Genomic DNA, 22099 nt, shown 5'->3' with positions numbered 1-22099 from the left:
TTTGTCACAGACGACACACAAAACCACCATGAGTCATATTTCCAACCTTCGCAAAAGTTACGAACGCGCCGAACTCAACGAGTCGGCCTCTGCGGCCAACCCCATGCAGCAGTTCGACCAATGGCTCAAAGAAGCGATTGATTCAGAAGTGCCCGAGCCCAATGCCATGACCGTGGCCACCGTCAGCAGCGACTTACGTCCCAGCACGCGCGTGGTGCTTATCAAGGGTTATGACGCGCGCGGCATTGTGTGGTTCACCAACTACAACAGCCGCAAGGGGCAGCAATTGGCGGGCAACCCGTTTGCGGCATTGCAATTCCATTGGGTCGAACTCGAGCGCGTGGTGCGCATCGAGGGACGCGTAGAAAAAGTGAGCGACGCGGAAAGTGACGAGTATTTCAACAGCCGTCCCCTCGACTCACGCATAGGCGCATGGGCCAGCCCACAAAGCCAAGTGATTGAGGGACGCGGCACGCTGGTGGCCAATGCGGCCAAATACGGCGCGCAGTTTTTGTTGCAACCACCACGCCCGCCGCACTGGGGCGGTTACCGTTTGGTACCCGAGCAGTGGGAGTTTTGGCAAGGCCGCAAGAGCCGTTTGCATGACCGCTTGCGCTACCGCCTTGATGGTGAAGCAGCTTGGGTCCGAGAGCGACTGGCGCCTTAGAAGCTCACTTGCGCACCAACCTTCAAACTACGCCCTGCCAAGGGCGGCGCATTGCTGCCCATGGTTTGCGTGAGCACTGATGTAGACGAATAAGCCAACTTGTTGGTGATGTTGTCTAACTTCGCAAACAGCAGCCAATGTGTGGGGCCGCTGTGCGTGTGAAAGTTCAACGCCGCGTTCCATAGGGTGTTGGCTGCCGTGGTGACGCCAGGGCTCGCGCCGTTGTCTGGCACTCTGTTTTGTGCGGCGGCGTGCATGAAGCCCAAACGAGCGCCCCATGCATTGCGCGACCACACCGCATCTGCGCCTAGGCGCATGGGCGCGATGCGTGGCAAGGGGCTGTTGTGCGTCAAGTCTTGGGCGTGCACCACATCGGCACGCAGCTCAAGATCCATGTTTCCGTGCGCAGCGTTGCGTGTTAGCACAGCGTCTTGCCCCCCCGCCATGCGTACTTTGGCGGTGGACTCGATGCCGTAGAAGCGAGCACGCACGCCTTCAAAGTTGTAGACGGGTAAGTCTGCCGTCGTGCCTGGACTGCCATCGGCCAAGCGATATGCACCTGTGGGCTGCTGCGAAATGTAGTTGGCAAAGTGCGAGCTGAAAGCGGTCACACCAAATTTATGCCCGCCTTGTTGCCACTCGCCGCCCACATCGAATTGGGTGGCTTTTTCTAAACCGATGCTGGCATTACCCACCTCATACGCAGCCGTGGCCACATGAGGGCCGTGGGCAAACAGCTCGTAATCCTTGGGCGCACGCTGGTTGGCGCTGAAGTGGCTGCTGATTTGCCAACCGTTTTGCGATTCACCTCCGCGCAAATTGCGCATCACACCCAAGCCCACGCTGAAGGGGTTGAACTTTTGGGTTTGCGCCACGTTGCCACCGAAATCTTCACGCAGCGCCACGCTGACCGCTTCGGTGCGCGCACCGGCACTGAACTGACCCCAACTGGTTTTGAGCGCTTGGTAGGTAAACAACGCGGCACTTTGCGTGCGACTTGGGCCTACAAACTTCTCGGCACCTTCGGCCTGCAAGTCATTGCTTTCACGCTGAAGGCCAATCGTGCCGTCCAGTTGCATGCCATTGGTCAAGCGCAACGCCTGTTGGCGGCCTTCTAAGCGAAAGTCCCGCCCTTGGTTGTCAAAGCGCGTACCAGCCGCTGCGCCTTCGTATTCGGTGTGTGTGTAGTTGGTGTGGCCCAGCTGAAACTTCAGGTTTTCAAATGCACCCACGTCGCGTAGCAGGCCTTCCATCACCTGATGGCGGCGCAACATGCCAATGCTCACCGTGGGCTCAGCCACCGTGCCATACGTGCTGCGGTACTCGCTGGCCGACAGGCCGAGGTAACCACGGTCAAACAGCAAGGTGCCGCCCACCGCACCGCCTTGGCTGTCACTGGCCGAGTTACACACGCGGCGGCCATTGGGTGTGGTCGCCATGCCACTGATGCAGCTCATGTCCTTGGGCACACGCAGGTGTTGGGTGCTACGGTCAAACGCATCCACATGCAAGGCCAGTTGGTCGTTGCCGGCTTCCACCATCGCGCCGGTGCTGCGTTCGTTCGCTGCACCGCCCGCACGCACCTCGGCTTTGCCCATCACACCGCCTGGCGCATCAAACGCGCGTTCACGTGCAATGCGGTTGTCAATCACATTCACCACACCGCCCATCGCACCGCCGCTGTATAACAAGGCTGCAGGGCCGCGCAGCACTTCAATGCGCTCGGTGGTGAGCGGGTCAATCGGCACGGCGTGGTCTGAACTCAAACCCGACACATCTAGGTTGGCCCCGCTGTTTTGCAGGATGCGCACACGGTCGCCCTCCATGCCGCGAATCACCGGGCGGCCCACATTGGGTCCAAACGAGCTGTTGGCAATGCCGGGCAAGTTGTCGAGTGTTTCGCCCAAGGTACTGCCTTGGCGCTGTGTGAGTGCCGCGCCCGAGAGCTGTTGTGCGGGCACTAGAAGCGCGGCATTGCCTAAGGCTCGCGAGGTGATGGTGACGTCGTCAAGCTGCGTAGATGCTTGCGCATGGGCCTGGGAAACGTGGTGACCGAACAGAGTAAAAACTGCAGCGGCTGCAGCGCTGCGCGTGAAGAAATGGGGCATAAAAACCTGCTCACAAAGAAATGACAGCGTCTTGGCATTCAGCACAAGACGCGAGAAGGGGTCAGTTCAAAGCAAAGCAGGCGGGCCGCGGGCCGCATAAAAGCGCTCGAACAGCGCGAAGCGTTCTTGCAAGGCGACGACGCACCACACCTGCGGTGTGGCCACGGTCACGGCGTCCAGCACCACGTGATGCAACACATCGGGGCAGGCTTGGTCAAACAGTTGGCAATCGACCCAGCTGCTGTGCTCACCCCACAAACGGGTCAACACGTTGGTTTTGTCCGTGGGGGATGCGGCCTCGTGCGGCACCTCCACCGCCATGGACAGCAGGCTATGTGCGCTGCCCGTGGCATGTGCCACGCGGTGCAACATGCCCACGGTTTGCACCAACACCAGCGTGGTGAGCAGCGCCAGCAAAGCCCAACGCAACGTGCGCAGGCTCAAAGCAATGGGCGTCCAGCGCAGCATTTCAGCCATGCTTCACCTTGTCGGCAAAGGTTTGCACAAACTTCTGCACCTTGGGGGCCACCACAAAGGCGCAATACCCTTGGTGTGGGTTGTGTTCGAAATAATCTTGGTGATAAGCCTCGGCCGCCCAGTAATTGCGCAAAGGTTGCAGCTCAGTCACCACGCGACCAGACAAAGCAGCATTGACTTCGTCCAACACCTGCTGCGCAACCGTTCGGTCCGCCTCGTCACTCAGGTAAATACCGCTGCGGTATTGCGTGCCTGCGTCATTGCCTTGGCGGTTCAACGTGGTGGGGTCGTGGATGACAAAGAAAACTTCCAACAGCTCACGCAAGCTGATGGCTTTTGGGTCGTACACCAAGCGCACCACCTCGTTGTGGCCAGTGTCGCCCTCGCACACTTGTGCGTAGGTGGGATTGTTTGTGCGGCCATTGCAATAACCGGACTCAACGTCCAGCACGCCATGGACGCGCACAAACACCGCTTCTGTGCACCAAAAACAGCCACCACCCAAGGTGATGACCTTGGTTTGAGTGGATGGCGTCAGCGGGGTTGTCATAGGGCTTGATTCTATGATTGCGAACCACCGCGCGAAAAGTCAGCGCCTGCGCGAGTAGCTTGGCCTTTTGATTGTTGAAGTGCACCAAAAGGATTGAGCTGGTACATTAATAACCAATCAGTCATTAACAACACATCGTGCCCTTCATTGCCCCCTCCTCCGCAGAAACCTCGCCCAAAAGAGAGCGTCGCAAAGAAGCGCGCCCGGGTGAGCTGGTCAAGGCTGCGCTGGACTTGTTTGTGGAAAAAGGCTTTGCGGCCACGCGTGTCGACGAAGTGGCGGCACGCGCAGGTGTGTCCAAGGGCACTTTGTTTTTGTATTTCGAAAGCAAAGAAGACCTGTTCAAAGCGGTGATTCGCGACAACATCGCCAACTTGTTTCCGGCTTGGAACGAAGAATTCAAAACGTTTGGAGGCAGCAGCGCAGAAATGCTGCACTACGCCATGGACTTGTGGTGGCTCAATGTGGGCAACACGCCTGCGAGCGGCATTGTCAAACTGGTCATCAGCGAGGCGCAAAACTTTCCTGAAATTGCAGCGTTCTATCAAAAAGAAGTGGTCGAGCCAGGCACGGGTTTGCTGCAAAGCATCTTGCAACGTGGCGTAGAGCGCGGCGAGTTTCAGCACATGGACACGAGCAAAAGTGTGTTCAGCATCATCGCGCCCATGATCTTTTTGATGATGTGGAAACACTCCATGGGTGCTTGCGCAGCATCAGCCAACATCATCGACCCCAAAGAATTCATCCACATGCACGTGGATCTATTGCTCAATGGCATGAGCGCAAAGAAGACCCAATGAAAAACATCAAACCCCGTTGGATCGTGATCGGCATCATCGTTTTGGCCCTGGTGGCTGGCGTGTGGCGTGCCATGAGCGACAAGAGTGCACAACAGGCCGCAGCTTCTGCGCCTGTGGCCGTGCAAACACAAGTTGAATTGGCCAGTAGCGATGTGATGAAAGCCGAGCTGCGTGACATCACCCAGGGCTTAGCGGTGTCTGGCACGGTCAAGGCCGTGAACTATGCCGTCATCAAAGCCCGCGTGGCGGGTGAACTGAAAGAAGTTGTGGCGCGTGAAGGCGATGCTGTCAAAGCGGGCGACGTGTTGGCTCGCATTGACCCCACCGAATACCAACGCCGTTGGCAACAAGCCGCAGAAACTGCCAGCGCCGCCAAATCGCAAATGGAGATCGCGCAGCGTCAATGGGGCATCAACAAATCCTTGGTTGACCGCGGCTTCATCTCCAAAATGGCCATGGACAACTCAGACGCGTCCTACCAAGGTGCCGTGGCAAGCCACAAAGCCGCCATCGCGGGTGCCGACGTGGCTCGCAAAGCTTTGGACGACGCCACCTTGCGAGCGCCTTTTGCAGGCATCGTCTCAGGCCGTGCCGCCCAAGTGGGCGAACGTGTCGCCATTGACGCCAAGATCATGGAGTTGGTCGACCTAAGCCAACTCGAAGTGGAAGTGCCCTTGAGCCCCAACGAATCGATGGACGTGCGCGTGGGTCAGTTGGCCTCGCTGCAAGTCGAAGACCGCAAAGAAACCGTAGGCGCCAAGGTCAAACGCATCAGCCCCAGCGCCCAAACCGGCAGCCGCAGCGTGCTGATTTATTTGGCACTCGACAAAGCCGAAGGTTTGCGCCACGGCTTGTTTGCCAAAGGCATTTTGGGCATGGGCAAGAGTCAAGTGTTGGCTGTTCCTTTGTCTGCCGTACGCACCGACCGCGCGCAACCTTATGTGCAAGTGGTGGAGCCATTGGGCGACCAACTGCAAGTGGTTCACAAAACTGTCACCCTTGGCGTGCGCGGTATGGACTTGGCGCAGCCCGAATCTGAAACCATGGTGGGCGTGACGGGCTTGACCGAGGGCAGCACCCTGCTCAAAGGTCAAGTGGGTGCTTTGCGTGAGGGCATGGTGGTGAAGTACACCGCCAAAGCCGCCAATGCTGCGGCTTCTGCGGCCAGCGCTGCGAATTAAGGCGACACACCCAGCATGTGGTTCACCAAAGTCAGTTTAAAAAATCCGGTCTTCGCGACCATGGTGATGCTCGCCTTTGTGGTGCTGGGCTTGTTCTCGTACCAGCGCCTGAAGATTGACCAGTTCCCCAACATCGACTTTCCGGTGGTGGTGATCACCACCGAATACCCAGGCGCCTCGCCTGAGATTGTGGAGAGCGAAGTCAGCAAGAAGATTGAAGAAGGCGTCAACTCGATTGCCGGCATCAGCGCCCTGACCTCACGCAGCTACGAAGGCATGTCGGTGGTGGTCATCGAGTTTCAGCTGCACATTGATGGCCGCAAAGGCGCTGACGACGTGCGCGAAAAAGTGGCCGCCCTGCGCCCCACACTGCGCGATGACGTGAAAGAGCCCAAGGTCTTGCGCTTTGATCCATCGAGCCGTGCCATTTGGTCACTGGCCGTGGTGCCTGAAACACCACAAGGTGGCAAATCGCTCTCAGCCGTAGAGATGACCAACTGGGCTGATCAAGTTCTGAAGAAACGTCTTGAGAACGTGCGCGGCGTGGGCTCGGTGTCGTTGGTGGGCGGCACCAAACGCGAAATCAATTTGTACCTCAACCCGCAAGCCATGGAGTCGCTGGGTATCAGCGCCGACCAAGTGGTCAACGCCGTCAAAACCGAAACCCAAGACTTGCCCGTGGGCAGCTTGCGCTCATTGCAGCAAGACCGCGTGATTCAAATTCAAGGCCGCATGTTGCGCCCCGAAGACTTTGGCCAAATCATCGTGGCGCGCAAAAACACCACGCCGATTCGACTCAACCAAGTGGCCTCCGTGAATGACGGCGCCCAAGAAGTGGAGAGCTTGGCGCTGTACAACGGCCAGCGCACCTTGCTGATGACGGTGCAAAAAGCACAAGACGAAAACACCATCGACGTGATTGACGGTCTCAACAAAACCGTGGCCGAAATGAAAGCCCAGTTGCCCGCAGGCGTGCGCCTGGAGCAAGTGCAAGACGGTTCGCGCCCCATTCGCGTGGGCGTGGCCAACGTGCGCCAAACCTTGATTGAAGGCGCGCTGCTGACCGTGCTCATCGTGTTCTTGTTTTTGAACTCGTGGCGCTCCACCGTCATCACCGGACTCACACTGCCCATTGCCATCATCGGCACGTTTTTGTTCATGTACATGTTTGGCTTCACCATCAACATGATCACGCTCATGGCTTTGTCTCTGTGTGTGGGTTTGTTGATTGACGACGCCATCGTGGTGCGCGAAAACATCGTGCGCCATGTGCAAATGGGCAAAGCGCCTTACCAAGCGGCGATGGATGGCACGCAAGAAATTGGCTTGGCCGTGCTGGCCACCACGCTGTCGATCGTGGCGGTTTTTTTGCCCATTGGCTTCATGGGCGGCATCATCGGCAAGTTCTTCCATGAGTTCGGCATCACCATCGTGGCGGCGGTGATGATTTCGATGTTTGTCAGCTTCACGCTGGACCCCATGCTGTCGTCCATCTGGCACGACCCCACCATCCATGCGCACGGCGAACACGGCCACTCGAATGCGTTTTACGACCGCACCATCGGCCCCATCACCACTTGGTTTGAGACCACCACCGACAAGTTAGTGGCCTTGTACCAACGCATCTTGAAATGGGCCTTGGCGCACAAACGCGCCACGGTGGGCTTGGCCATCGGCACCTTTGTGTTGAGCATCTTCATGGTGCCGCTGCTGGGCACCGAGTTTGTGCCCAAGGCAGATTTTTCTGAAACCACGGTCAACTTCTACACCCCCGTGGGTTCATCACTTGAAGTGACTGAAGCCAAAGCCCAACAGGTTGAAGCCATCATCCGCGAGTTCCCCGAGGTGCGCTACACCTTGTCGACCATCAACACGGGTGCTGCGAACGGAAAAATTTACGCCAGCATTTACATCCGCTTGGTCGATCGCAAAGACCGCAAACGCAATGTGGACCAAATGTCGGCCACTCTGCGCGAGCGCCTGCGCCAAGTGCCGGGCATCACCGTCACGCACGCGGGTTTGCTGGACACGGTGGGCGGCAACAAACAAGTGGAGTTTTCGCTGCAAGGCAGCGACTTGCGTGAGCTGGAACGACTGACCACGCAAGCCATGGACAAGCTGCGCACCATTCCAGGCTTGGTCGATTTGGACTCCAGCGTCAAACCCAACAAACCCACCATCGAAGTCAATGTGCAGCGCGAAGCCGCCAACGACCTCGGCTTGTCGCTTGGCGCCATCGGCAACCAGCTGCGCATTTTGATCGCTGGCAACACGGTCACCAACTGGCGCGCCGCCGATGACCAAACCTACGACGTCAATGTGCGCTTGGCCCCCAACGCACGCAACGCCATGCAAGACCTAGAGCGCTTGCCTTTCACCATTGGCACCAACGCCGACGGCAGCCCACGCGTAGCCCGCTTGAACCAAGTGGCCCAAGTTATTGAGGGCACAGGCCCCAACCAAATCAACCGCCGCGACCTGATGCGCGAAGTGGCCATCAACGCCAACGTGTACAACCGCTCTGCAGGCGAAGTGTCTGCCGACATTCGCAAGGTGATGGACGGCATTCAAATGCCACCCGGCTACCGCTACCAATTTGGCGGCTCGACCAAAAACATGGCCGAATCGTTTGGCTACGCCATCTCGGCACTCTTGTTGGCCGTGGTGTTCATCTACATGATTTTGGCAAGCCAGTTCAAGAGCTTTTTGCAGCCCATGGCCCTGATGACCGCCCTGCCCCTCACCCTGATTGGTGTGGTGCTGGCTTTGCTGTTGTTTGGCTCTAGCTTGTCGATGTTCTCCGTCATTGGTGTCATCATGCTGATGGGTTTGGTCACCAAAAATGCGATCTTGTTGGTCGATTTCGCCATCCGCGCCCGAGAACCCCAAGAACTCGCCGATGGCACGATCAAACCGGGCCTGAGCCGCCATGACGCCCTGTTGCTGGCCGCCGAAGTGCGTTTGCGCCCTATTTTGATGACCACCTTGGCCATGATTTTTGGCATGGTGCCGCTGGCTTTTGCCATGTCTGAGGGCTCAGAACAACGCGCCCCGATGGGTCAAGCCGTGATTGGCGGGGTGATTACCTCGTCTCTGCTTACTTTGGTAGTCGTCCCCGTGGTGTACTGCTATTTGGACGATTTAGCCCAATGGATGAAACGCAAATGGTCGTCAGGCTCTGACAGCCCCGCCCGTTAAAATTTTGCCTAGCTATAACTGAACGCAACTGAACAATTCCGGAGTTTTGAGATGAATACCCAACAAGCCCGCTTCAACATGGTCGAACAACAAATCCGCCCTTGGCAGGTACTCGACCCCCAAGTGCTGACCGTGTTGTCTAACGTGCCACGCGAATTGTTTGTGCCACAGGCCTATCAAGCCTTGGCCTACGCCGACACCGAAATCCCTTTGGGCCATGGCGAAACCATGGTGCCTCCACGCGTCGATGCACGCTTGATGCACGACCTGCAACTCACAGGCACTGAGAAAGTTTTGGAAATCGGCACTGGCAGCGGCTACTTGGCTGCCCTCTTGGCTGGCCGCGCCCAACGCGTGGTGAGCTTGGAAATCAACCCCGAATTGGCCAGCAACGCCCGCAACAACCTGCAACGCGCTGGCATCACCAATGTGGATGTGCGCGTGGCCGACGGCAGCACCGGCGCTTCGGGCGATGCCCCATTTGACGCCATCGTGCTCGGCGGCTCGGTGGCCGAAGTGCCGCAAGCCCTGTTGCAACAACTCAAAGTCGGTGGTCACCTGTTGGCCATCGTGGGACAAGAACCGATGATGGTTGCCACCTTGTACACACGCACCGCTGACGCCGCGTGGAGCAGCAAAGCTTTGTGGGACCACACTGCGCCACGTTTACAAGGCTTTACAGAGCCCACTCGCTTCAAGTTCTAAAAGCGCGGCATGATTGACCAAGTCCAACCCGCCCAGTTGCAAGACTGGATTGCATCGCAAGCCCCCAACGGCACCACCGTGGTGCTGGATGTCCGCGAACCTTGGGAAGTGCAAACCGCCAGCGTCCAACCACAAGGGTTTGAGCTGGTCGCAATGGTGATGCACACCATCCCCGCCCGTTTGCAAGACCTGAACCGCGACCAACCCATTGCCTGCTTGTGCCACCATGGTGCGCGCAGCATGCAAGTGGCGGCGTTTTTGGCACAACAAGGCTTTAGCCATGTGGCCAACATCACGGGCGGCATTCACGCTTGGTCGTCGCAAGTAGACGCATCTGTACCCACGTATTGATTTTTGAAAGAACTGCATGTCGCTCTCTCGCTCACTGTTTCGTACCCTGCCCTTGACTGCTGCGCTGGCATTGGCTTTTGCATCTGGCGCACAGGCCCAAAGCTTGGTGGAGATGTACGACGCAGCGCGCGGTTACGACGCTGGTTTCATTTCAGCCAAAGCCCAGTTTGAAGCGAACTTGGCCAAAGCCAATCAAACGCTGGGCGGCATCTTGCCGAACATTGCGTTGTCGGCGAGTGCGACGCGAACTTACGCTGACGTCCGCTATGACAACCCGGCACAACAACCCAACCCTTTTGTCAATCCTCGCCTTTATGGCACAGGCTCTGGTGCGGTCACTCTGAGTCAACCCATTTACCGCCCTGCGGCTTGGGCGGCGTACCGTCAAGGCGGGCATTTGTTGCAACAAGCAGCAGCTCAGTATGAGGCGGCTGAACAAGACTTATTGGTTCGCGTGTCACAAGCCTACTTTGATGTACTCACCAGCGAAGACAACTTTCAGTTGTTACAAGCCCAAAAGAAGGCTGTGGATGAGCAGTTGGCCTCTGCCAAACGTAACTTCGAAGTCGGCACAGCCACCATCACGGGTGTGCGTGATGCACAAGCGCGTTTTGACTTGGCCAATGCTCAAGAAATTGCAGCTGAAAACGATTTACGTATCAAACGCCTTGCCCTCAATTTGGCCGTGGGTTTGAACAATGCTCAACCCAAGCGCTTAGCAACGAACACCAAACTCATTGCGCCCCCTACTGACGATGTGATGACATGGGTGACACAGTCGGAAACCACCAGCCCTGCCGTGCGTCAAGCTCAACTCGGGTTAGAAATTGCATCACTTGAGGTCAACAAAGCCAACGCGGGCCATAAACCAACGATTGATGCGCAGGTGTCTTACGCTGGCGTACGAAATGATGGCGGCAACTCGGTATCTGGAACCAGCACACATGTGTTCGCACCATCTGCTGCCGTCGTTTTAAACGTGCCACTCTTCGCCGGCTTCAGCACGATGTACCGAGTGAAAGAAACCGTAGCGTTAGAAGACAAAGCCCGCTCCGACTACGAAAATGCACGTCGTGCTACAGCACAGGCCACACGCACAGCCTACTTTGGCTTGGTCGCAGGTCTTAGCCAAGTCAAAGCCTACGAAGCCGCTGAAGCCTCCAGCCAAAGCGCCTTGGATGCCAACAAGCTGGGTTACTCGGTGGGCGTGAACATCAACATCGACGTGCTGAACTCGCAAAGCCAGCTCTACCAAACCAAGCGTGATTTAGCCAAAGCGCGTTACGACGTGTTGGTGACCAATCTGAAATTGCGCCAAGCGGCGGGTACGTTGACACCTGCAGACTTGCAGCCCATCAACGATTTGCTCACGCCTTAATTCGTTGTCAAGTACGGCAGCAATGCCTGCGCGGTGCGTTGCGCCGCGCCACGGTGGGCTTGTGAAAACACCATGCACGCTTGCACGTGTGCATTCTCATCAGGACCAAATCTGACCATTTGCAAAGCCGTGGTCACGGCTTGCGCCATGTCTTCGACGCGCAAAGCGGCTCCTGCCTCTTCGGCCAACTGCGCAGCTTCGGCAAAGTTGAAGGTGTGCGGGCCCATCACCACAGGGCAACCGCAAGCAGTGGCCTCAATCAAGTTTTGGCCGCCCAAGGGTGCAAAACTACCGCCCAACAAAGCAGCGTCTGATAGGCCGTAATACAAAGCCATTTCGCCCAGCGAGTCGCCCAGCCAAATGGCGTCAGCATCGTCTTGGGCATCCAGGTTGGGGCCATCCGTCCATTGGCTGCGGCGAGACACTTTCCAGCCTCGCTCGGCAATCAAAGCGGCCACTTCATCAAAACGTTGTGGGTGACGTGGCACGACCAGCCAGTGCACGGCATGGATGTGGTCTTGGTGGTCCAGCGGGGCATCTTTCAGGGCTTGCAGCGTGTCAAGCCACATGACTTCTTCGCCTTCCCGCGAACTGGTGAACAGCAGCACAGGACGTTTGAATTTTTCTTTCCAAACCAAAGCTTGCGCAAGTTGCAAGGCATCAGGCTTGGCATCGAATTTCAAGTTGCCCAGCACCGCGTCGACCTTGGCGCCCAAGTTTTGCAAGCGCTCGGCATCGGCTTGCGTTTGTGCCAGCACGGCTGACAAGCCTTGGTAAGCGGGACGCGACAGCCACGCTAGGCGCTGCGCTTGGTGCATGCTTTTCTCGCTCATGCGTGCATTCACCAGTACCAGCGGCACATGGGCCTTGTTGCATTCCGCCACCCAGTTGGGCCACAGCTCGGTTTCTAAGATGATGCCCACACACGGTTTGAAGTGCGTCAAAAAACGTTGCACGGCGGCAGGCGTGTCCCAGGGCTGCCACACTTGCACATCGCCTTCTTGTAGCAGGCTCACGCCTTGCGCACGCCCCGTGGCGGTGCCATGGGTGAGCAAGATGCGAATGCCGGGCTGCGCGGCGCGCAAGGCTTGCAGTAATACAGCGGCTGCGCGTGTTTCGCCCAAAGACACGGCATGCACCCACACGTAGCCACCATCAGTGGGGGCTTGCGTGTAGTAGCCAAAGCGTTCTTCGATGGCCTGCAAATAGCCCGCCTCTTCACGCCCACGGCGTTGCAGCTTGCGGCGCAACAAAGGCTGCAAAGCCCACATAGCCGCGCTGTAAATTTGCAGCATCACGGTGCTGAGCCCTCGGCGTTCAAGCAGGCTTGCCACGCATGCCACACGGCATCGACGCTGGGCGTGGGGCAATCGACCACACTGCGTTGACGCGTCAAACCTTCGGGGCCGGTGCGCCATGCGGTGTCGAAGTTGTAAATCTGAACATGGGGCAAATCCAGCGCCACAGCGATGTGGCTCAAACCGCTGTCCACCCCAATCACGCCCGTGCATTGCGCCATCTCGGTGGTGAGCTGGTCCAGCGACAAGCGAGGCCAGACCACAGCACCAGGCAGCATCTCGGCCATGGCGACGCTACGCAAGCGTTCAGCCTCACTGCCATGAGGCAAGGCCACATCGAAGCCTTGTTGTTTCAAACGCGTGCCAATTTCAAACCAATGAGACAAGGGCCATTCTTTGTCGGCACGCGAGGTGCCATGCACCAAAGCCACCACGGGCTTGCGCTGCGCTGCCGCAAGGCCCAAGCCATAGTTCAAATGTGCGGGCACGTCATAGCCCAAAGCTTTGGCGCACAACACGCGGCCACGCGCAACGGCGTGGATGTGCGGCGTGATGGGCACCGCCACATCGGCCACCCAACGTGTGGGGCGTTCGTAGCCCGAACCATCGGTGCGATTGGCCAAGGCATAGCGTTTGCCGCCTTTGGCTTTGCGCGCCAGCCAAGCGACCCAAGCCGACTTGGTCAGACCTTGCAAATCGAGGATGACGTCATACGCCTCTTGCTGCAAATCGGCTTTGAAGGCATGCCACTCGGCACGCGTTTGCGCACGGGTATCGGCTTTGAAAAACCCTTTGCGCCAGCGGCGTAGGTCGCACGGAATCACACGGTGCACCGCCGCGCAACGCGCAGCCAAGGGTGCAAAGCCACGTTCCACCACCCAATCAATTTGGGCATTGGGAAACGCGGCTTGAATGTCCATCACCGCGGGCATGGCATGCACCACATCGCCCAGTGACGAAAGCTTGACGATGAGCACCTTCAAGGGTGCTTGTCGATCGCGCAACACTGGCACGCTCAATGCGCGGCCTCTTGAAATTTCGCATCGGGCTTGACGCGACGCAACAACGCCAGCATGTCGTGTTCAATGCGGTCTAGCGCGGCTTGGGTTTGGCCTTCAAAGCGCAACACCAAAACGGGCGTGGTGTTAGACGCGCGAATCAAACCAAAGCCATCGGCCCAGTCGATGCGCAGGCCGTCAATCACACACGCATCGGGTTTGAACTCGGGCGAAGGCAGTTCGCCCGACGACACCAACTGCTGCAACTCTGCGCTCAAACGGTGTGGCTCGCCTTCGGCGCAACCCACGTTCAATTCAGGCGTGGAGAAGCTGGTGGGCAAGGCATTCAGCACGGCGTTGGCATCGGGGCTGCGGCTGACAATTTCGAGCAAGCGGCAACCGGCATAAGTGCCGTCGTCAAAACCAAACCAACGCTCTTTGAAGAAGATGTGGCCGCTCATCTCGCCACCCAAAGGTGAATCGACTTCTTTCATCTTGGCTTTGATGAGGGAGTGGCCTGTTTTGAACATCAACGCTTGGCCGCCCGCTTCGCGAATGGCGGGCGCCAAACGCTGCGAGCACTTCACGTCAAACACAATCACGCCACCAGGCACGCGTGACAACACGTCTTGTGCAAACAAGGTCATTTGGCGGTCAGGGTAAATGGTTTCACCGTCTTTGGTGACGATGCCTAAGCGGTCGCCATCGCCGTCAAACGCCAAGCCCAGTTCAGCGCCTGTGGTCTTCAACGCAGCAATGACGTCTTTCAAATTCTCTGGTTTGCTGGGGTCTGGGTGATGGTTAGGGAAGTTGCCGTCCACCTCGCTGAACAGCTCAATCACCTCGCAGCCCAAGGCGCGGAAGATGCCGGGAGCGGTGGCACCTGCAATGCCGTTGCCGCAATCAACCACCACTTTCATAGGACGGCTCAAGCGCACATCGCCCACGATGCGGGCCACATAGTCATCGGTCACATCAAGCTGCTTGACGCTGCCGCCCGCTTTGAGCGTCCAACTTTCGGCTTCCATGATGTGGCGCAGGCCTTGAATTTCGTCGCCATAAATGGCACGGCCACCGAGGACCATCTTGAAACCGTTGTAGTCCTTAGGGTTGTGGCTGCCCGTGACTTGAATGCCGCTCTTGCACAGCGTGCTGGCCGCGAAGTACAGCATCGGTGTCGTCACCGCGCCCACATCAATCACCTGCACACCCGCAGCCACCAAGCCGCGAATCAGTGCTTCCACCAAAGAAGGGCCACTCAAACGACCATCGCGCCCCACTGCCACCGTGCTTTCGCCAGAGGCTGCGGCGTGTGTGCCAAAGGCACGGCCCAAGGCTTCGGCCACGTCGACATTGAGGGTGGAGGGAACGACACCGCGGATGTCGTAGGCTTTGAAGATGGAGGCGTTAACTTGCATAGTGATGAGATTGTAGAGAGCCAAGCGCCTCCTTTGACTGGCCCACTATGATCGGTAAAACCTAGCCTCACCGCCGATTTCAACGTGTCCTCCAAGCCCGCAAGCCCCATTTATCAAAGCCATGTCAACTCACCTTTGGGTGATGTGATGCTGGCAGCGACTGAACAGGGCTTGGCAGGTGTGTGGTTTGTGCACCAACAAGAGCATCTGCCTGACTGCAGCCGATGGGTCACTGATGACACGCACGCTACTTTGCTGGCTGCAGCACTGCAACTGAGCGAGTACTTTCAAGGCCAACGTCAAACCTTTGAAATTCAGCTTCACCCCGCTTGGGGCACACCATTTCAACGTGCCGTGTGGCAGGCCTTGCAACGCATCCCCTACGGCCACACCAGCACTTATGGCGACATTGCCCGCGACATTGCGAATCCAAAAGCAGTTCGCGCTGTGGGCGCCGCGATTGGCCAGAACCCACACAGCATCATCGTGCCGTGCCACCGGGTGTTGGGCACGAACGGTTCACTCACAGGTTTTGCGGGCGGCTTAGACCGCAAAAAATATTTGCTCGCACTTGAGGCCGCGCACGCATGACCGAAACGCACCTGCCTTGGCGTGAATGGGTGCCTGAGTTTGTGCTGCTGGCACTGCTATGGGGCTCTTCGTTTTTGTTCATGCGTGAAGGTGCGCATGCCTTTGGCGCATTCCCGACAGCTTGGGTGCGCATCACGCTGGCGGCTCTCATGCTCACGCCGGTACTGATATGGCGCCGAGAAGTCACCGTGCTGCAACAGCATTGGCGCCCCACGTTGTCATCGGGCTTGCTCAATGCGGGCATTCCCTTTGCGTGCTACGCCTATGCGTTGATGCACATCAACACGGGCCTGACCTCCATCTTGAACGCCACCACCCCGCTGTTTGGCGCGCTCATCGCGTGGGTTTGGCTAGGCGACACACTCAACGCCACGCGCGCTGCAGGTTTGGCTTTGGGTTTCACGGGGGTGGTGTTACTGGCCAGCGATGTGCCGGGTGGCATTTCATTCAAATCTGGCGGCTCGGGGCTGGCTGTGGTGGCGTGCTTGGTTGCCACGTTTTGCTACGGTATTGCAGGCAGCTTCACCAAGCGCTATTTGCAGAATGTGCCTTCGCTCGTCACCACCACAGGCAGTCTGTGGGGTGCAAGCATTGGCCTGACCATTCCAGCCTTACTGACGTGGCCCAGCGAAGCGCCGTCGCTGCATGCGTGGGGGGCGCTGGGGATTGCAGGTCTGCTGTGCACGGCCTTGGCCTACGTGCTGTATTTCCGCTTGATGACGCGCACCGGCCCTGCGCGCGCCATGACCGTCACGTATTTGATTCCGGTGTTCGCCAACCTGTTTGGTGTGATGTTTTTAGACGAAGTGGTCACGCACTGGATGATGGGCTGCGCTTTGGTGATCGTGTTGGGCACTGCACTGGCCTCGGGCTTGGTGGGGCGTCGACACACCGGCTAAACCCTAGTCATACAGATGACAGGTGGCGCTTCTCAAGCGCCGCCTCACGCCTTAGCATGCGCCCCAGATTCAACATTCATCTGGGAGCTCTCTGTGCGCATTGCCACTTACCGCCATCACAACCAACGTCACGTCGGCCAAGTGTCTGCCGATGGCCTGCACATCACCGCATTTGATGTGACACCTGATGTGGCCCACCACGGCGCACTGCGCCTAATTGAAGCCGTCATGGCTGGTGGCACATTGCCCGCCTTGAGCAGCCACACCGTCGCCGTGGCAGATGTGCATTTAGAAGCCCCTATTCCAGTACCTCGTCGCAACATTTGGTGCGTGGGTCGCAACTACCATGAACACGCCAAAGAGCTGTCAACTTCAGTGTTCAAAGACAGCAATACCAACACGCAAGCGTGGCCCATCGTTTTCACCAAAGTGCCCGAATGTGTGGTCGGCCCGTTTGACGATGTGCAATTGCCGGGTGCTGCCATCTCCGATCAAATCGATTACGAATCAGAGTTGGCCGTCATCATTGGCCACGGTGGCAAAAACATCAAAGCCGCAGATGCCATGAAACACATTTATGGCTACACCATCGTCAACGATGTGACCGCCCGCGATGTGCAAATGCGCCACCAGCAATGGGACATGGGTAAATCGTTCGACACCTTCTGCCCCATGGGTCCATGGCTGGTGACTGCAGATGAGATGGATGGCACACACACCCGTGTGCGCGGTGTCGTCAACGGCGAACAACGCCAAGACGGCCCCACTGAGAACATGATTTTTGATATTCCCACGCTGATCGAAACCATCTCACGCGGCATCACGCTGTACCCAGGCGACATCATCGCCACTGGAACGCCCGCGGGTGTTGGCATGGGGCTGAAGCCACCTCGCTATTTGCAAAAAGGCGATGTGGTGCGTGTCGAGATTGATGGCATTGGCCACATCGAAAACAAGTTCGTTTAAGTTTTCACCAAGGGGTTTTTATGACACGACGCATCGCCCTCCTCAAAACATGGGCCTTGGTGGCTGCAACCTCCGCACTCACCGCATTTGCACAAGAGGACTACCCCACACGCCCCATCACCATGCTGGTGCCGTTTCCACCGGGCGGTGTGGCCGATGCGGTCGGTCGCCCTGTGGCAGAGGCCATGGGCCGCTACCTCAAGCAATCTGTGGTGGTAGAAAACAAAGGCGGTGCGGGCGGAGGCATTGGTATGGCACAAGTGGCCAAATCCAAACCTGATGGCTACACGATGCTCATGGCGTTGTCGTCCCTGGTGGTGCTACCAGAAGCGGACAAAGTGCTCAAACGTGCGCCCATGTTTCAGCTAGACCAACTCAAACCCATTGCCCGCTTCAGCGCAGACCCTACGGTGCTCGTGGTCAACGCGGACAGCCCATGGAAAACCTACGCCGAATTCATGGCGTATGTGAAAAGCAATCCAGCCAAAGTGTCATTTGGTTCGTCCGGCAACTACGGCACCATGCACGTGCCCATGGAGCAGCTCAAGGTTGCCACCTCGAGTCACATGCTGCATGTGCCCTACACGGGCGCAGGGCCCGCGGTCATGGCCTTGCTCTCAGGACAAATTGAAGCGCTCTCTACAGGCCCAGCCAGTGTGGCGCAGCAAATCAAAGCGGGAAAACTACGCGCATTGGCACATTGGGGAGAAGGCCGTTTAGCGGCATTGCCAGATGTTCCGAGTTTGAAAGAGCTGGGCGTGTCCATCACTTACGCACAATGGTCTGGCTTGTTTGTACCGGCCAACACGCCCACCGCAGTGGTTGACAAGTTACGCCAAGCCGCCAAATTTGCCGCATCGGATGCACGTGCCAACCAAGCCATGGTTGCAGCAGGCACCTCGTTTATGTTCCAAGACATGCCCGAGTTCGAACGCTATGTACAAACCGATGCCAAAGACATGGCGGGGCTGGTACAGCGCATTGGCAAAGTCGACTAAATACTGGTGTTCAGCACGAAAGTGCTAAACCTGTTACATTCACGTATCGCTTTAGTCGACTTCTAGCACGCACCTCTACATTGCCGTGCAGCCCCTCAGCAGAGGGGCGTTTAAGTAAATTCCCACTTCTTCGCGTATTTCAACAAGCCCTTTCAGGGCTCTGTTTTGTCGTTTTATTTTTCTAAGATTTTTCATGATTCCCGCTATTCATATTCAAGACAATGCCATCACCCTTGGCAAATACCGCATTGCCGCCTGCCCACGCGCACTGCCCAGCGGCCGCTTTGCAGCACACGTTTCTGTGGCCAGTGGTCGTGGCAGCGCAAGCACCGCCCGAGTGATGAGCTTTATCGACGACTTCGCCACCCACGATGACGCCGCCAACTACGCCCTCGCGCAAGGCCTAGACTGGGTACACGAAGCTACGCAAGCTCAGTAAACCGCGCTTACTTATCAAAAAATAACCATAGTCTTTACAGAACTTCATCGAAAAATCACACACTGAAAATGTGTGAGACTTAAAATTTTTCGAACTTGAAATTTAATCAAGTCGAAAGATATGCCAATGCGCAACTTCCACGCAGGCCAGCCGTTGATCACCGATGAGGAGCTCAATGCCCTCATGGGTCAAGATGTGCCTGCAAACAATGACACCGATGTGTGGTTCAAATACCGCAACTTGTTTTTGTTGGCGGTGGTCATTTCGCAAGTGGTCAAGCTCTTATTTTTCTCACATTTGGCCATTGGAAACTTTGAACTTGGTGCGCTAGACCCTCAAGCTTTTGAGCGTTATCTCGTATTTCGCGCTTGCTTTGTGATCGCAATCAGCGCGTTCTATCTCTTCAGTTATTTGAAAAACTGGTACTTCGAAAAAGTTTCTTTGCTCTATGTGGGCATCGCCATGACCGCTTTGGTGATGGATTATTTCAACGCTTACGTTTACCTTAGTGAAAATCCACTCCAATGGATGACTGGCTTAATTGTGTTGAGATTTCTCGCTGTCTGTTGCCTGCTCATCAATGCGCTGTCGGCACACCGAGCACCTGCGATGCCACGTAGCTTGCTGTCTTAAATTAATAAATAGTATTAATTTCCACCAAAAAGTAAACCAAAACAAATCATCAAGCGTTTCTTTCTTTCTAGTCACTTTAGAAAGAAAGCACACCATGCAGTTCAAGGCTAAGCAGCCCCTGATGATTTTGGGTTTCGTCTCCGTCCTATCTTTAGCTTGTGTCGCCCAGGCGGCCAACCCGCTTGAGCAAATCAACCAAGAAATTGACAAGCATCAGCAACGCGGCAAAGAGCATGCAAATGAGCATCGCAACCGCCATGAACAAGGCCATAAAACCGAGCATCACGGTGAATCAAACGGCTCAAGCACATGCAATGACGAACGCAACCTGCGCTCCTTACAGGGCAATGTGCACACCAGCATGAAGTTCTTGAACAACAGCAACCAAGAAGTTCGCACCTATTGGTTAGATTACAGCGGTCGACGAGTTTTCTATAAAGCCATTCCGCCACACGGCCAATACACACAACCGACCTTCCAGACCCATCCTTGGGTCGTGACGGACCAACGCGATAAATGTCTCAACATTTATGTCTCGAATCAACCATCAGGCATTGCTGAGATTCGTTAATGAAAATATGAAAAAGGGGACCTAGCGTCCCCTTTTTTGATTTAAACGAACTCGCAAAAATTGAATTAAAAGCAGAAAAGAAAAAAGCCTAAGTAGCGAACTACTTAGGCTTTTTATTTGGCGGAGTGGACGGGACTCGAACCCGCGACCCCCGGCGTGACAGGCCGGTATTCTAACCAACTGAACTACCACTCCTGGTAGCTGTAACTTTTGCTTAATTGCCTGAGCAATCAAAGCCAAGTGCTACAAAACTTGGCGACCCTACGGGGATTCGAACCCCGGTACTCACCGTGAAAGGGTGATGTCCTAGGCCTCTAGACGATAGGGTCATAACCTGGACTGGCTCTTTCGAACCTTCTCGACATTTTTGGTGGAGGTAAGCGGGATCGAACCGCTGACCTCTTGCATGCCATGCAAGCGCTCTCCCAGCTGAGCTATACCCCCGTTGGGTGTCGAGAGCGATAGTATAGCAAGCTTTTCAGCGTTTGGTCAAACGAGCCAAAACTTTTTCTTTGCCGCAAAGGAAAAGAACAGCATCGACCGATGGCGTTTGAGGCGTCCCCATCACCAGCACGCGAACGGGCATGGCCAGTTGGGGCATCTTCAGGCCTTGTTCAGTCAACACTTCTTTGAATGCTGCGCTGACGTTAGCTGTACTCCACTCAACGATGGCATTGAGCTTGGCAGCCAAGGCGTCCAAAGCTGGCAACACAGCAGGTGTGATGTGCTTGGCCACATCATCGGCTTGCGGGGTGACGTCGTTGTAAAACGCAGCAGACCAATCGGCCAAAACCAACAAGGTGTCGCAGCGGTCTTTGAACAAACCGCAAATGGCGGGCAAGCGGTCATCAGCCACAATGCCGCGCTTGGCCAACTCGGCACTGATCAAGGGTGCCAGCGCATCATCGGCCATTGCTTTCAAGTGCTGTGCGTTCACCCACTTAAGTTTGGCTTCGTCAAACTGTGCAGCGCTGCGGCCCAAATGGTCGAGGTTGAACCATTCTAAAAACTGAGCGCGGCTGAAAATCTCATCATCGCCGTGGCTCCAGCCCAAACGGGCCAAATAGTTCACCATCGCATCAGGCAAATAGCCTTCGTCGCGGTATTGCGTGACGGCCTTCGCACCATTGCGCTTGCTCATCTTCTCGCCTTGCTCGTTGAGCACGGTGGGCAAGTGGGCGTAAACCGGAATCTCCTTGCCCAGGGCTTTGAAGATGTTGATTTGGCGCGGTGTGTTGTTCACATGGTCGTCACCACGGATGACGTGGGTGATGGCCATGTCGATGTCGTCCACCACCACGCAGAAGTTGTAAGTGGGTGTGCCGTCGGGACGCGCTATGACCAAATCGTCCAACTCGTCGTTGCTGATTTCGATGCGACCTTTGACTTTGTCTTCCCACACGACCGAACCGCCTTGTGGGTTTTTAAAGCGCAACACAGGCTTCACGCCTTCAGGAATGGCTGGCAAGGTCTTGCCTGGCTCGGGGCGCCATGTGCCGTTGTAGCGTGGCTTTTCTTTGTTCGCCATTTGCTGTTCGCGCAGGGCATCGAGCTCTTCCATGCTCATGTAGCAGGGGTACACATGGCCACCGGCTTTGAGCACTTCCAACACGGCCTTGTAGCGGTCCATACGCTGCATTTGGTAGAACGGGCCTTCGTCGTGGTCGAGGCCCAACCACTTCATGCCCTCAATGATGACGTCCACCGAGGCTTGGTTCGAACGCTCAAGGTCGGTGTCTTCAATGCGCAGAATAAAGTCGCCCCCCGTGGCGCGTGCAAACGCCCATGGGTACAAGGCCGAACGGATGTTGCCGAGGTGGATAAAGCCAGTGGGAGATGGCGCGAAACGGGTACGAATTTTGGTCATGCGGAA

At 56.7% G+C, this 22099-nt stretch carries 21 protein-coding genes and 3 tRNA genes; 14 read left to right on the top strand and 10 right to left on the bottom strand.

What is annotated here, in order from left to right; translation table 11 throughout:
* Positions 1-28: 28 nt before the first annotated feature.
* Positions 29-667 (top strand): pyridoxamine 5'-phosphate oxidase, encoded by a 639-nt coding sequence (pdxH, locus tag B9Z44_RS10950; protein WP_108359347.1) that lies wholly within the window; start codon positions 29-31, stop codon positions 665-667.
* Here pdxH and B9Z44_RS10945 read toward each other — a convergent pair.
* The 3 genes from B9Z44_RS10945 to msrA all read right to left on the bottom strand — a co-directional run bounded on the left by B9Z44_RS10945 (position 664) and on the right by msrA (position 3802).
* A complete protein-coding gene (locus B9Z44_RS10945; RefSeq protein ID WP_108359166.1) occupies positions 664-2775 on the bottom strand; it encodes a TonB-dependent receptor in 2112 nt (703 codons plus the stop codon). The genes pdxH and B9Z44_RS10945 overlap by 4 nt on opposite strands.
* A 66-nt stretch (positions 2776-2841) precedes the next feature.
* Entirely contained in the window at positions 2842-3252 is a 411-nt protein-coding gene (locus B9Z44_RS10940) for a hypothetical protein (protein WP_108359167.1), read from the bottom strand.
* A complete protein-coding gene (msrA, locus tag B9Z44_RS10935; RefSeq protein WP_108359168.1) occupies positions 3245-3802 on the bottom strand; it encodes a peptide-methionine (S)-S-oxide reductase MsrA in 558 nt (185 codons plus the stop codon). Before msrA ends, B9Z44_RS10940 begins: the two co-directional genes overlap by 8 nt.
* Positions 3803-3939: 137 nt before the next feature.
* On the opposite strand from msrA, the gene B9Z44_RS10930 reads away from it, so the two are divergent.
* The 6 genes from B9Z44_RS10930 to B9Z44_RS10905 are packed head-to-tail and all read left to right on the top strand — an operon-like array spanning position 3940 to position 11415.
* Positions 3940-4602, top strand: coding sequence for a TetR/AcrR family transcriptional regulator (locus B9Z44_RS10930; RefSeq protein ID WP_108402459.1), 663 nt, complete (start codon positions 3940-3942; stop codon positions 4600-4602).
* The gene (locus B9Z44_RS10925; RefSeq protein WP_108402458.1) at positions 4599-5783 is read left to right on the top strand and encodes an efflux RND transporter periplasmic adaptor subunit; all 1185 of its coding nucleotides are present in this window, start codon (positions 4599-4601) and stop codon (positions 5781-5783) included. Before B9Z44_RS10930 ends, B9Z44_RS10925 begins: the two co-directional genes overlap by 4 nt.
* 15 nt (positions 5784-5798) lie before the next feature.
* Complete coding sequence (locus tag B9Z44_RS10920; protein WP_108402457.1) at positions 5799-8981, top strand: efflux RND transporter permease subunit; 3183 nt, start codon at positions 5799-5801, stop codon at positions 8979-8981.
* A gap of 51 nt (positions 8982-9032) precedes the next feature.
* Positions 9033-9686, top strand: a complete 654-nt coding sequence (locus B9Z44_RS10915) for a protein-L-isoaspartate O-methyltransferase family protein (protein WP_108359172.1) — start codon at positions 9033-9035, stop codon at positions 9684-9686.
* Positions 9687-9695: 9 nt separating this feature from the next.
* A complete protein-coding gene (locus B9Z44_RS10910; protein WP_108359173.1) occupies positions 9696-10037 on the top strand; it encodes a rhodanese-like domain-containing protein in 342 nt (113 codons plus the stop codon).
* Between the two features lie 16 nt (positions 10038-10053).
* The gene (locus tag B9Z44_RS10905) at positions 10054-11415 is read left to right on the top strand and encodes a TolC family outer membrane protein (protein WP_108402456.1); all 1362 of its coding nucleotides are present in this window, start codon (positions 10054-10056) and stop codon (positions 11413-11415) included.
* Here B9Z44_RS10905 and B9Z44_RS10900 read toward each other — a convergent pair.
* Genes B9Z44_RS10900 through B9Z44_RS10890 form a run of 3 tightly spaced genes read right to left on the bottom strand, consistent with a single transcriptional unit; the run spans position 11412 to position 15129 of the window.
* Positions 11412-12686 carry a 3-deoxy-D-manno-octulosonic acid transferase gene (locus tag B9Z44_RS10900; protein WP_108402897.1) on the bottom strand — a complete coding sequence of 425 codons (1275 nt, stop codon included), beginning with the start codon at positions 12684-12686 and terminating at the stop codon, positions 11412-11414. The two genes, B9Z44_RS10905 and B9Z44_RS10900, sit on opposite strands and share 4 nt — an antisense overlap.
* Positions 12687-12709: 23 nt before the next feature.
* On the bottom strand, positions 12710-13726 hold the full coding sequence (gene waaC / locus B9Z44_RS10895) for a lipopolysaccharide heptosyltransferase I (RefSeq protein WP_245912840.1): 1017 nt from the start codon (positions 13724-13726) through the stop codon (positions 12710-12712).
* 2 nt (positions 13727-13728) lie between these two features.
* Positions 13729-15129, bottom strand: coding sequence for a phosphomannomutase/phosphoglucomutase (locus B9Z44_RS10890; RefSeq protein WP_108402455.1), 1401 nt, complete (start codon positions 15127-15129; stop codon positions 13729-13731).
* 84 nt (positions 15130-15213) lie between these two features.
* Between B9Z44_RS10890 and B9Z44_RS10885 the strand changes: the two genes are divergently transcribed.
* From B9Z44_RS10885 to B9Z44_RS10855, 7 genes are all read left to right on the top strand, one after another.
* Positions 15214-15720: a methylated-DNA--[protein]-cysteine S-methyltransferase gene (locus tag B9Z44_RS10885; protein ID WP_255416731.1), complete on the top strand. Its 507-nt coding sequence runs from the start codon at positions 15214-15216 to the stop codon at positions 15718-15720.
* Positions 15717-16619 carry a DMT family transporter gene (locus tag B9Z44_RS10880; protein ID WP_108359176.1) on the top strand — a complete coding sequence of 301 codons (903 nt, stop codon included), beginning with the start codon at positions 15717-15719 and terminating at the stop codon, positions 16617-16619. The genes B9Z44_RS10885 and B9Z44_RS10880 overlap by 4 nt, the downstream gene beginning before the upstream one ends.
* A 93-nt stretch (positions 16620-16712) precedes the next feature.
* A complete protein-coding gene (locus B9Z44_RS10875; protein ID WP_108402454.1) occupies positions 16713-17585 on the top strand; it encodes a fumarylacetoacetate hydrolase family protein in 873 nt (290 codons plus the stop codon).
* A gap of 20 nt (positions 17586-17605) precedes the next feature.
* Positions 17606-18583 (top strand): Bug family tripartite tricarboxylate transporter substrate binding protein, encoded by a 978-nt coding sequence (locus tag B9Z44_RS10870; protein ID WP_108402453.1) that lies wholly within the window; start codon positions 17606-17608, stop codon positions 18581-18583.
* 193 nt (positions 18584-18776) lie between these two features.
* Positions 18777-19022, top strand: coding sequence for a hypothetical protein (locus tag B9Z44_RS10865; protein WP_108359179.1), 246 nt, complete (start codon positions 18777-18779; stop codon positions 19020-19022).
* 126 nt (positions 19023-19148) lie between these two features.
* Complete coding sequence (locus tag B9Z44_RS10860; RefSeq protein ID WP_108402452.1) at positions 19149-19655, top strand: hypothetical protein; 507 nt, start codon at positions 19149-19151, stop codon at positions 19653-19655.
* A gap of 94 nt (positions 19656-19749) precedes the next feature.
* Positions 19750-20226 carry a VHL beta domain-containing protein gene (locus B9Z44_RS10855; RefSeq protein WP_158268549.1) on the top strand — a complete coding sequence of 159 codons (477 nt, stop codon included), beginning with the start codon at positions 19750-19752 and terminating at the stop codon, positions 20224-20226.
* A gap of 118 nt (positions 20227-20344) precedes the next feature.
* Here B9Z44_RS10855 and B9Z44_RS10850 read toward each other — a convergent pair.
* The 4 genes from B9Z44_RS10850 to gltX all read right to left on the bottom strand — a co-directional run bounded on the left by B9Z44_RS10850 (position 20345) and on the right by gltX (position 22093).
* Positions 20345-20421: transfer RNA gene (locus B9Z44_RS10850), tRNA-Asp, on the bottom strand.
* A gap of 58 nt (positions 20422-20479) precedes the next feature.
* Positions 20480-20555: transfer RNA gene (locus B9Z44_RS10845), tRNA-Glu, on the bottom strand.
* Between the two features lie 39 nt (positions 20556-20594).
* Positions 20595-20670, bottom strand: a tRNA-Ala gene (locus B9Z44_RS10840).
* A gap of 34 nt (positions 20671-20704) precedes the next feature.
* Positions 20705-22093 (bottom strand): glutamate--tRNA ligase, encoded by a 1389-nt coding sequence (gltX, locus tag B9Z44_RS10835; RefSeq protein WP_108359182.1) that lies wholly within the window; start codon positions 22091-22093, stop codon positions 20705-20707.
* Positions 22094-22099 lie beyond the last annotated feature (6 nt).

The sequence above is a fragment of the Limnohabitans curvus genome (assembly GCF_003063475.1).
In the GTDB taxonomy this organism is placed as follows: Bacteria; Pseudomonadota; Gammaproteobacteria; order Burkholderiales; family Burkholderiaceae_C; genus Limnohabitans; species Limnohabitans curvus.
The sequence above is the reverse complement of the archived record's forward strand: the minus strand, read 5'-3'. Positions and strand labels throughout refer to the sequence as shown.

Bases quoted from the DNA above. Each gene is read 5' to 3' on its own strand.
- pdxH (WP_108359347.1), top strand. From the start codon at position 29: ATGAGTCATATTTCCAACCTTCGCAAAAGTTACGAACGCGCCGAACTC.
- B9Z44_RS10945 (WP_108359166.1), bottom strand. From the start codon at position 2,775: ATGCCCCATTTCTTCACGCGCAGCGCTGCAGCCGCTGCAGTTTTTACT.
- B9Z44_RS10940 (WP_108359167.1), bottom strand. From the start codon at position 3,252: ATGGCTGAAATGCTGCGCTGGACGCCCATTGCTTTGAGCCTGCGCACG.
- msrA (WP_108359168.1), bottom strand. From the start codon at position 3,802: ATGACAACCCCGCTGACGCCATCCACTCAAACCAAGGTCATCACCTTG.
- B9Z44_RS10925 (WP_108402458.1), top strand. From the start codon at position 4,599: ATGAAAAACATCAAACCCCGTTGGATCGTGATCGGCATCATCGTTTTG.
- B9Z44_RS10920 (WP_108402457.1), top strand. From the start codon at position 5,799: ATGTGGTTCACCAAAGTCAGTTTAAAAAATCCGGTCTTCGCGACCATG.
- B9Z44_RS10915 (WP_108359172.1), top strand. From the start codon at position 9,033: ATGAATACCCAACAAGCCCGCTTCAACATGGTCGAACAACAAATCCGC.
- B9Z44_RS10910 (WP_108359173.1), top strand. From the start codon at position 9,696: ATGATTGACCAAGTCCAACCCGCCCAGTTGCAAGACTGGATTGCATCG.
- B9Z44_RS10905 (WP_108402456.1), top strand. From the start codon at position 10,054: ATGTCGCTCTCTCGCTCACTGTTTCGTACCCTGCCCTTGACTGCTGCG.
- B9Z44_RS10900 (WP_108402897.1), bottom strand. From the start codon at position 12,686: ATGTGGGCTTTGCAGCCTTTGTTGCGCCGCAAGCTGCAACGCCGTGGG.
- B9Z44_RS10890 (WP_108402455.1), bottom strand. From the start codon at position 15,129: ATGCAAGTTAACGCCTCCATCTTCAAAGCCTACGACATCCGCGGTGTC.
- B9Z44_RS10880 (WP_108359176.1), top strand. From the start codon at position 15,717: ATGACCGAAACGCACCTGCCTTGGCGTGAATGGGTGCCTGAGTTTGTG.
- B9Z44_RS10870 (WP_108402453.1), top strand. From the start codon at position 17,606: ATGACACGACGCATCGCCCTCCTCAAAACATGGGCCTTGGTGGCTGCA.
- B9Z44_RS10865 (WP_108359179.1), top strand. From the start codon at position 18,777: ATGATTCCCGCTATTCATATTCAAGACAATGCCATCACCCTTGGCAAA.
- B9Z44_RS10860 (WP_108402452.1), top strand. From the start codon at position 19,149: ATGCGCAACTTCCACGCAGGCCAGCCGTTGATCACCGATGAGGAGCTC.
- B9Z44_RS10855 (WP_158268549.1), top strand. From the start codon at position 19,750: ATGCAGTTCAAGGCTAAGCAGCCCCTGATGATTTTGGGTTTCGTCTCC.
- gltX (WP_108359182.1), bottom strand. From the start codon at position 22,093: ATGACCAAAATTCGTACCCGTTTCGCGCCATCTCCCACTGGCTTTATC.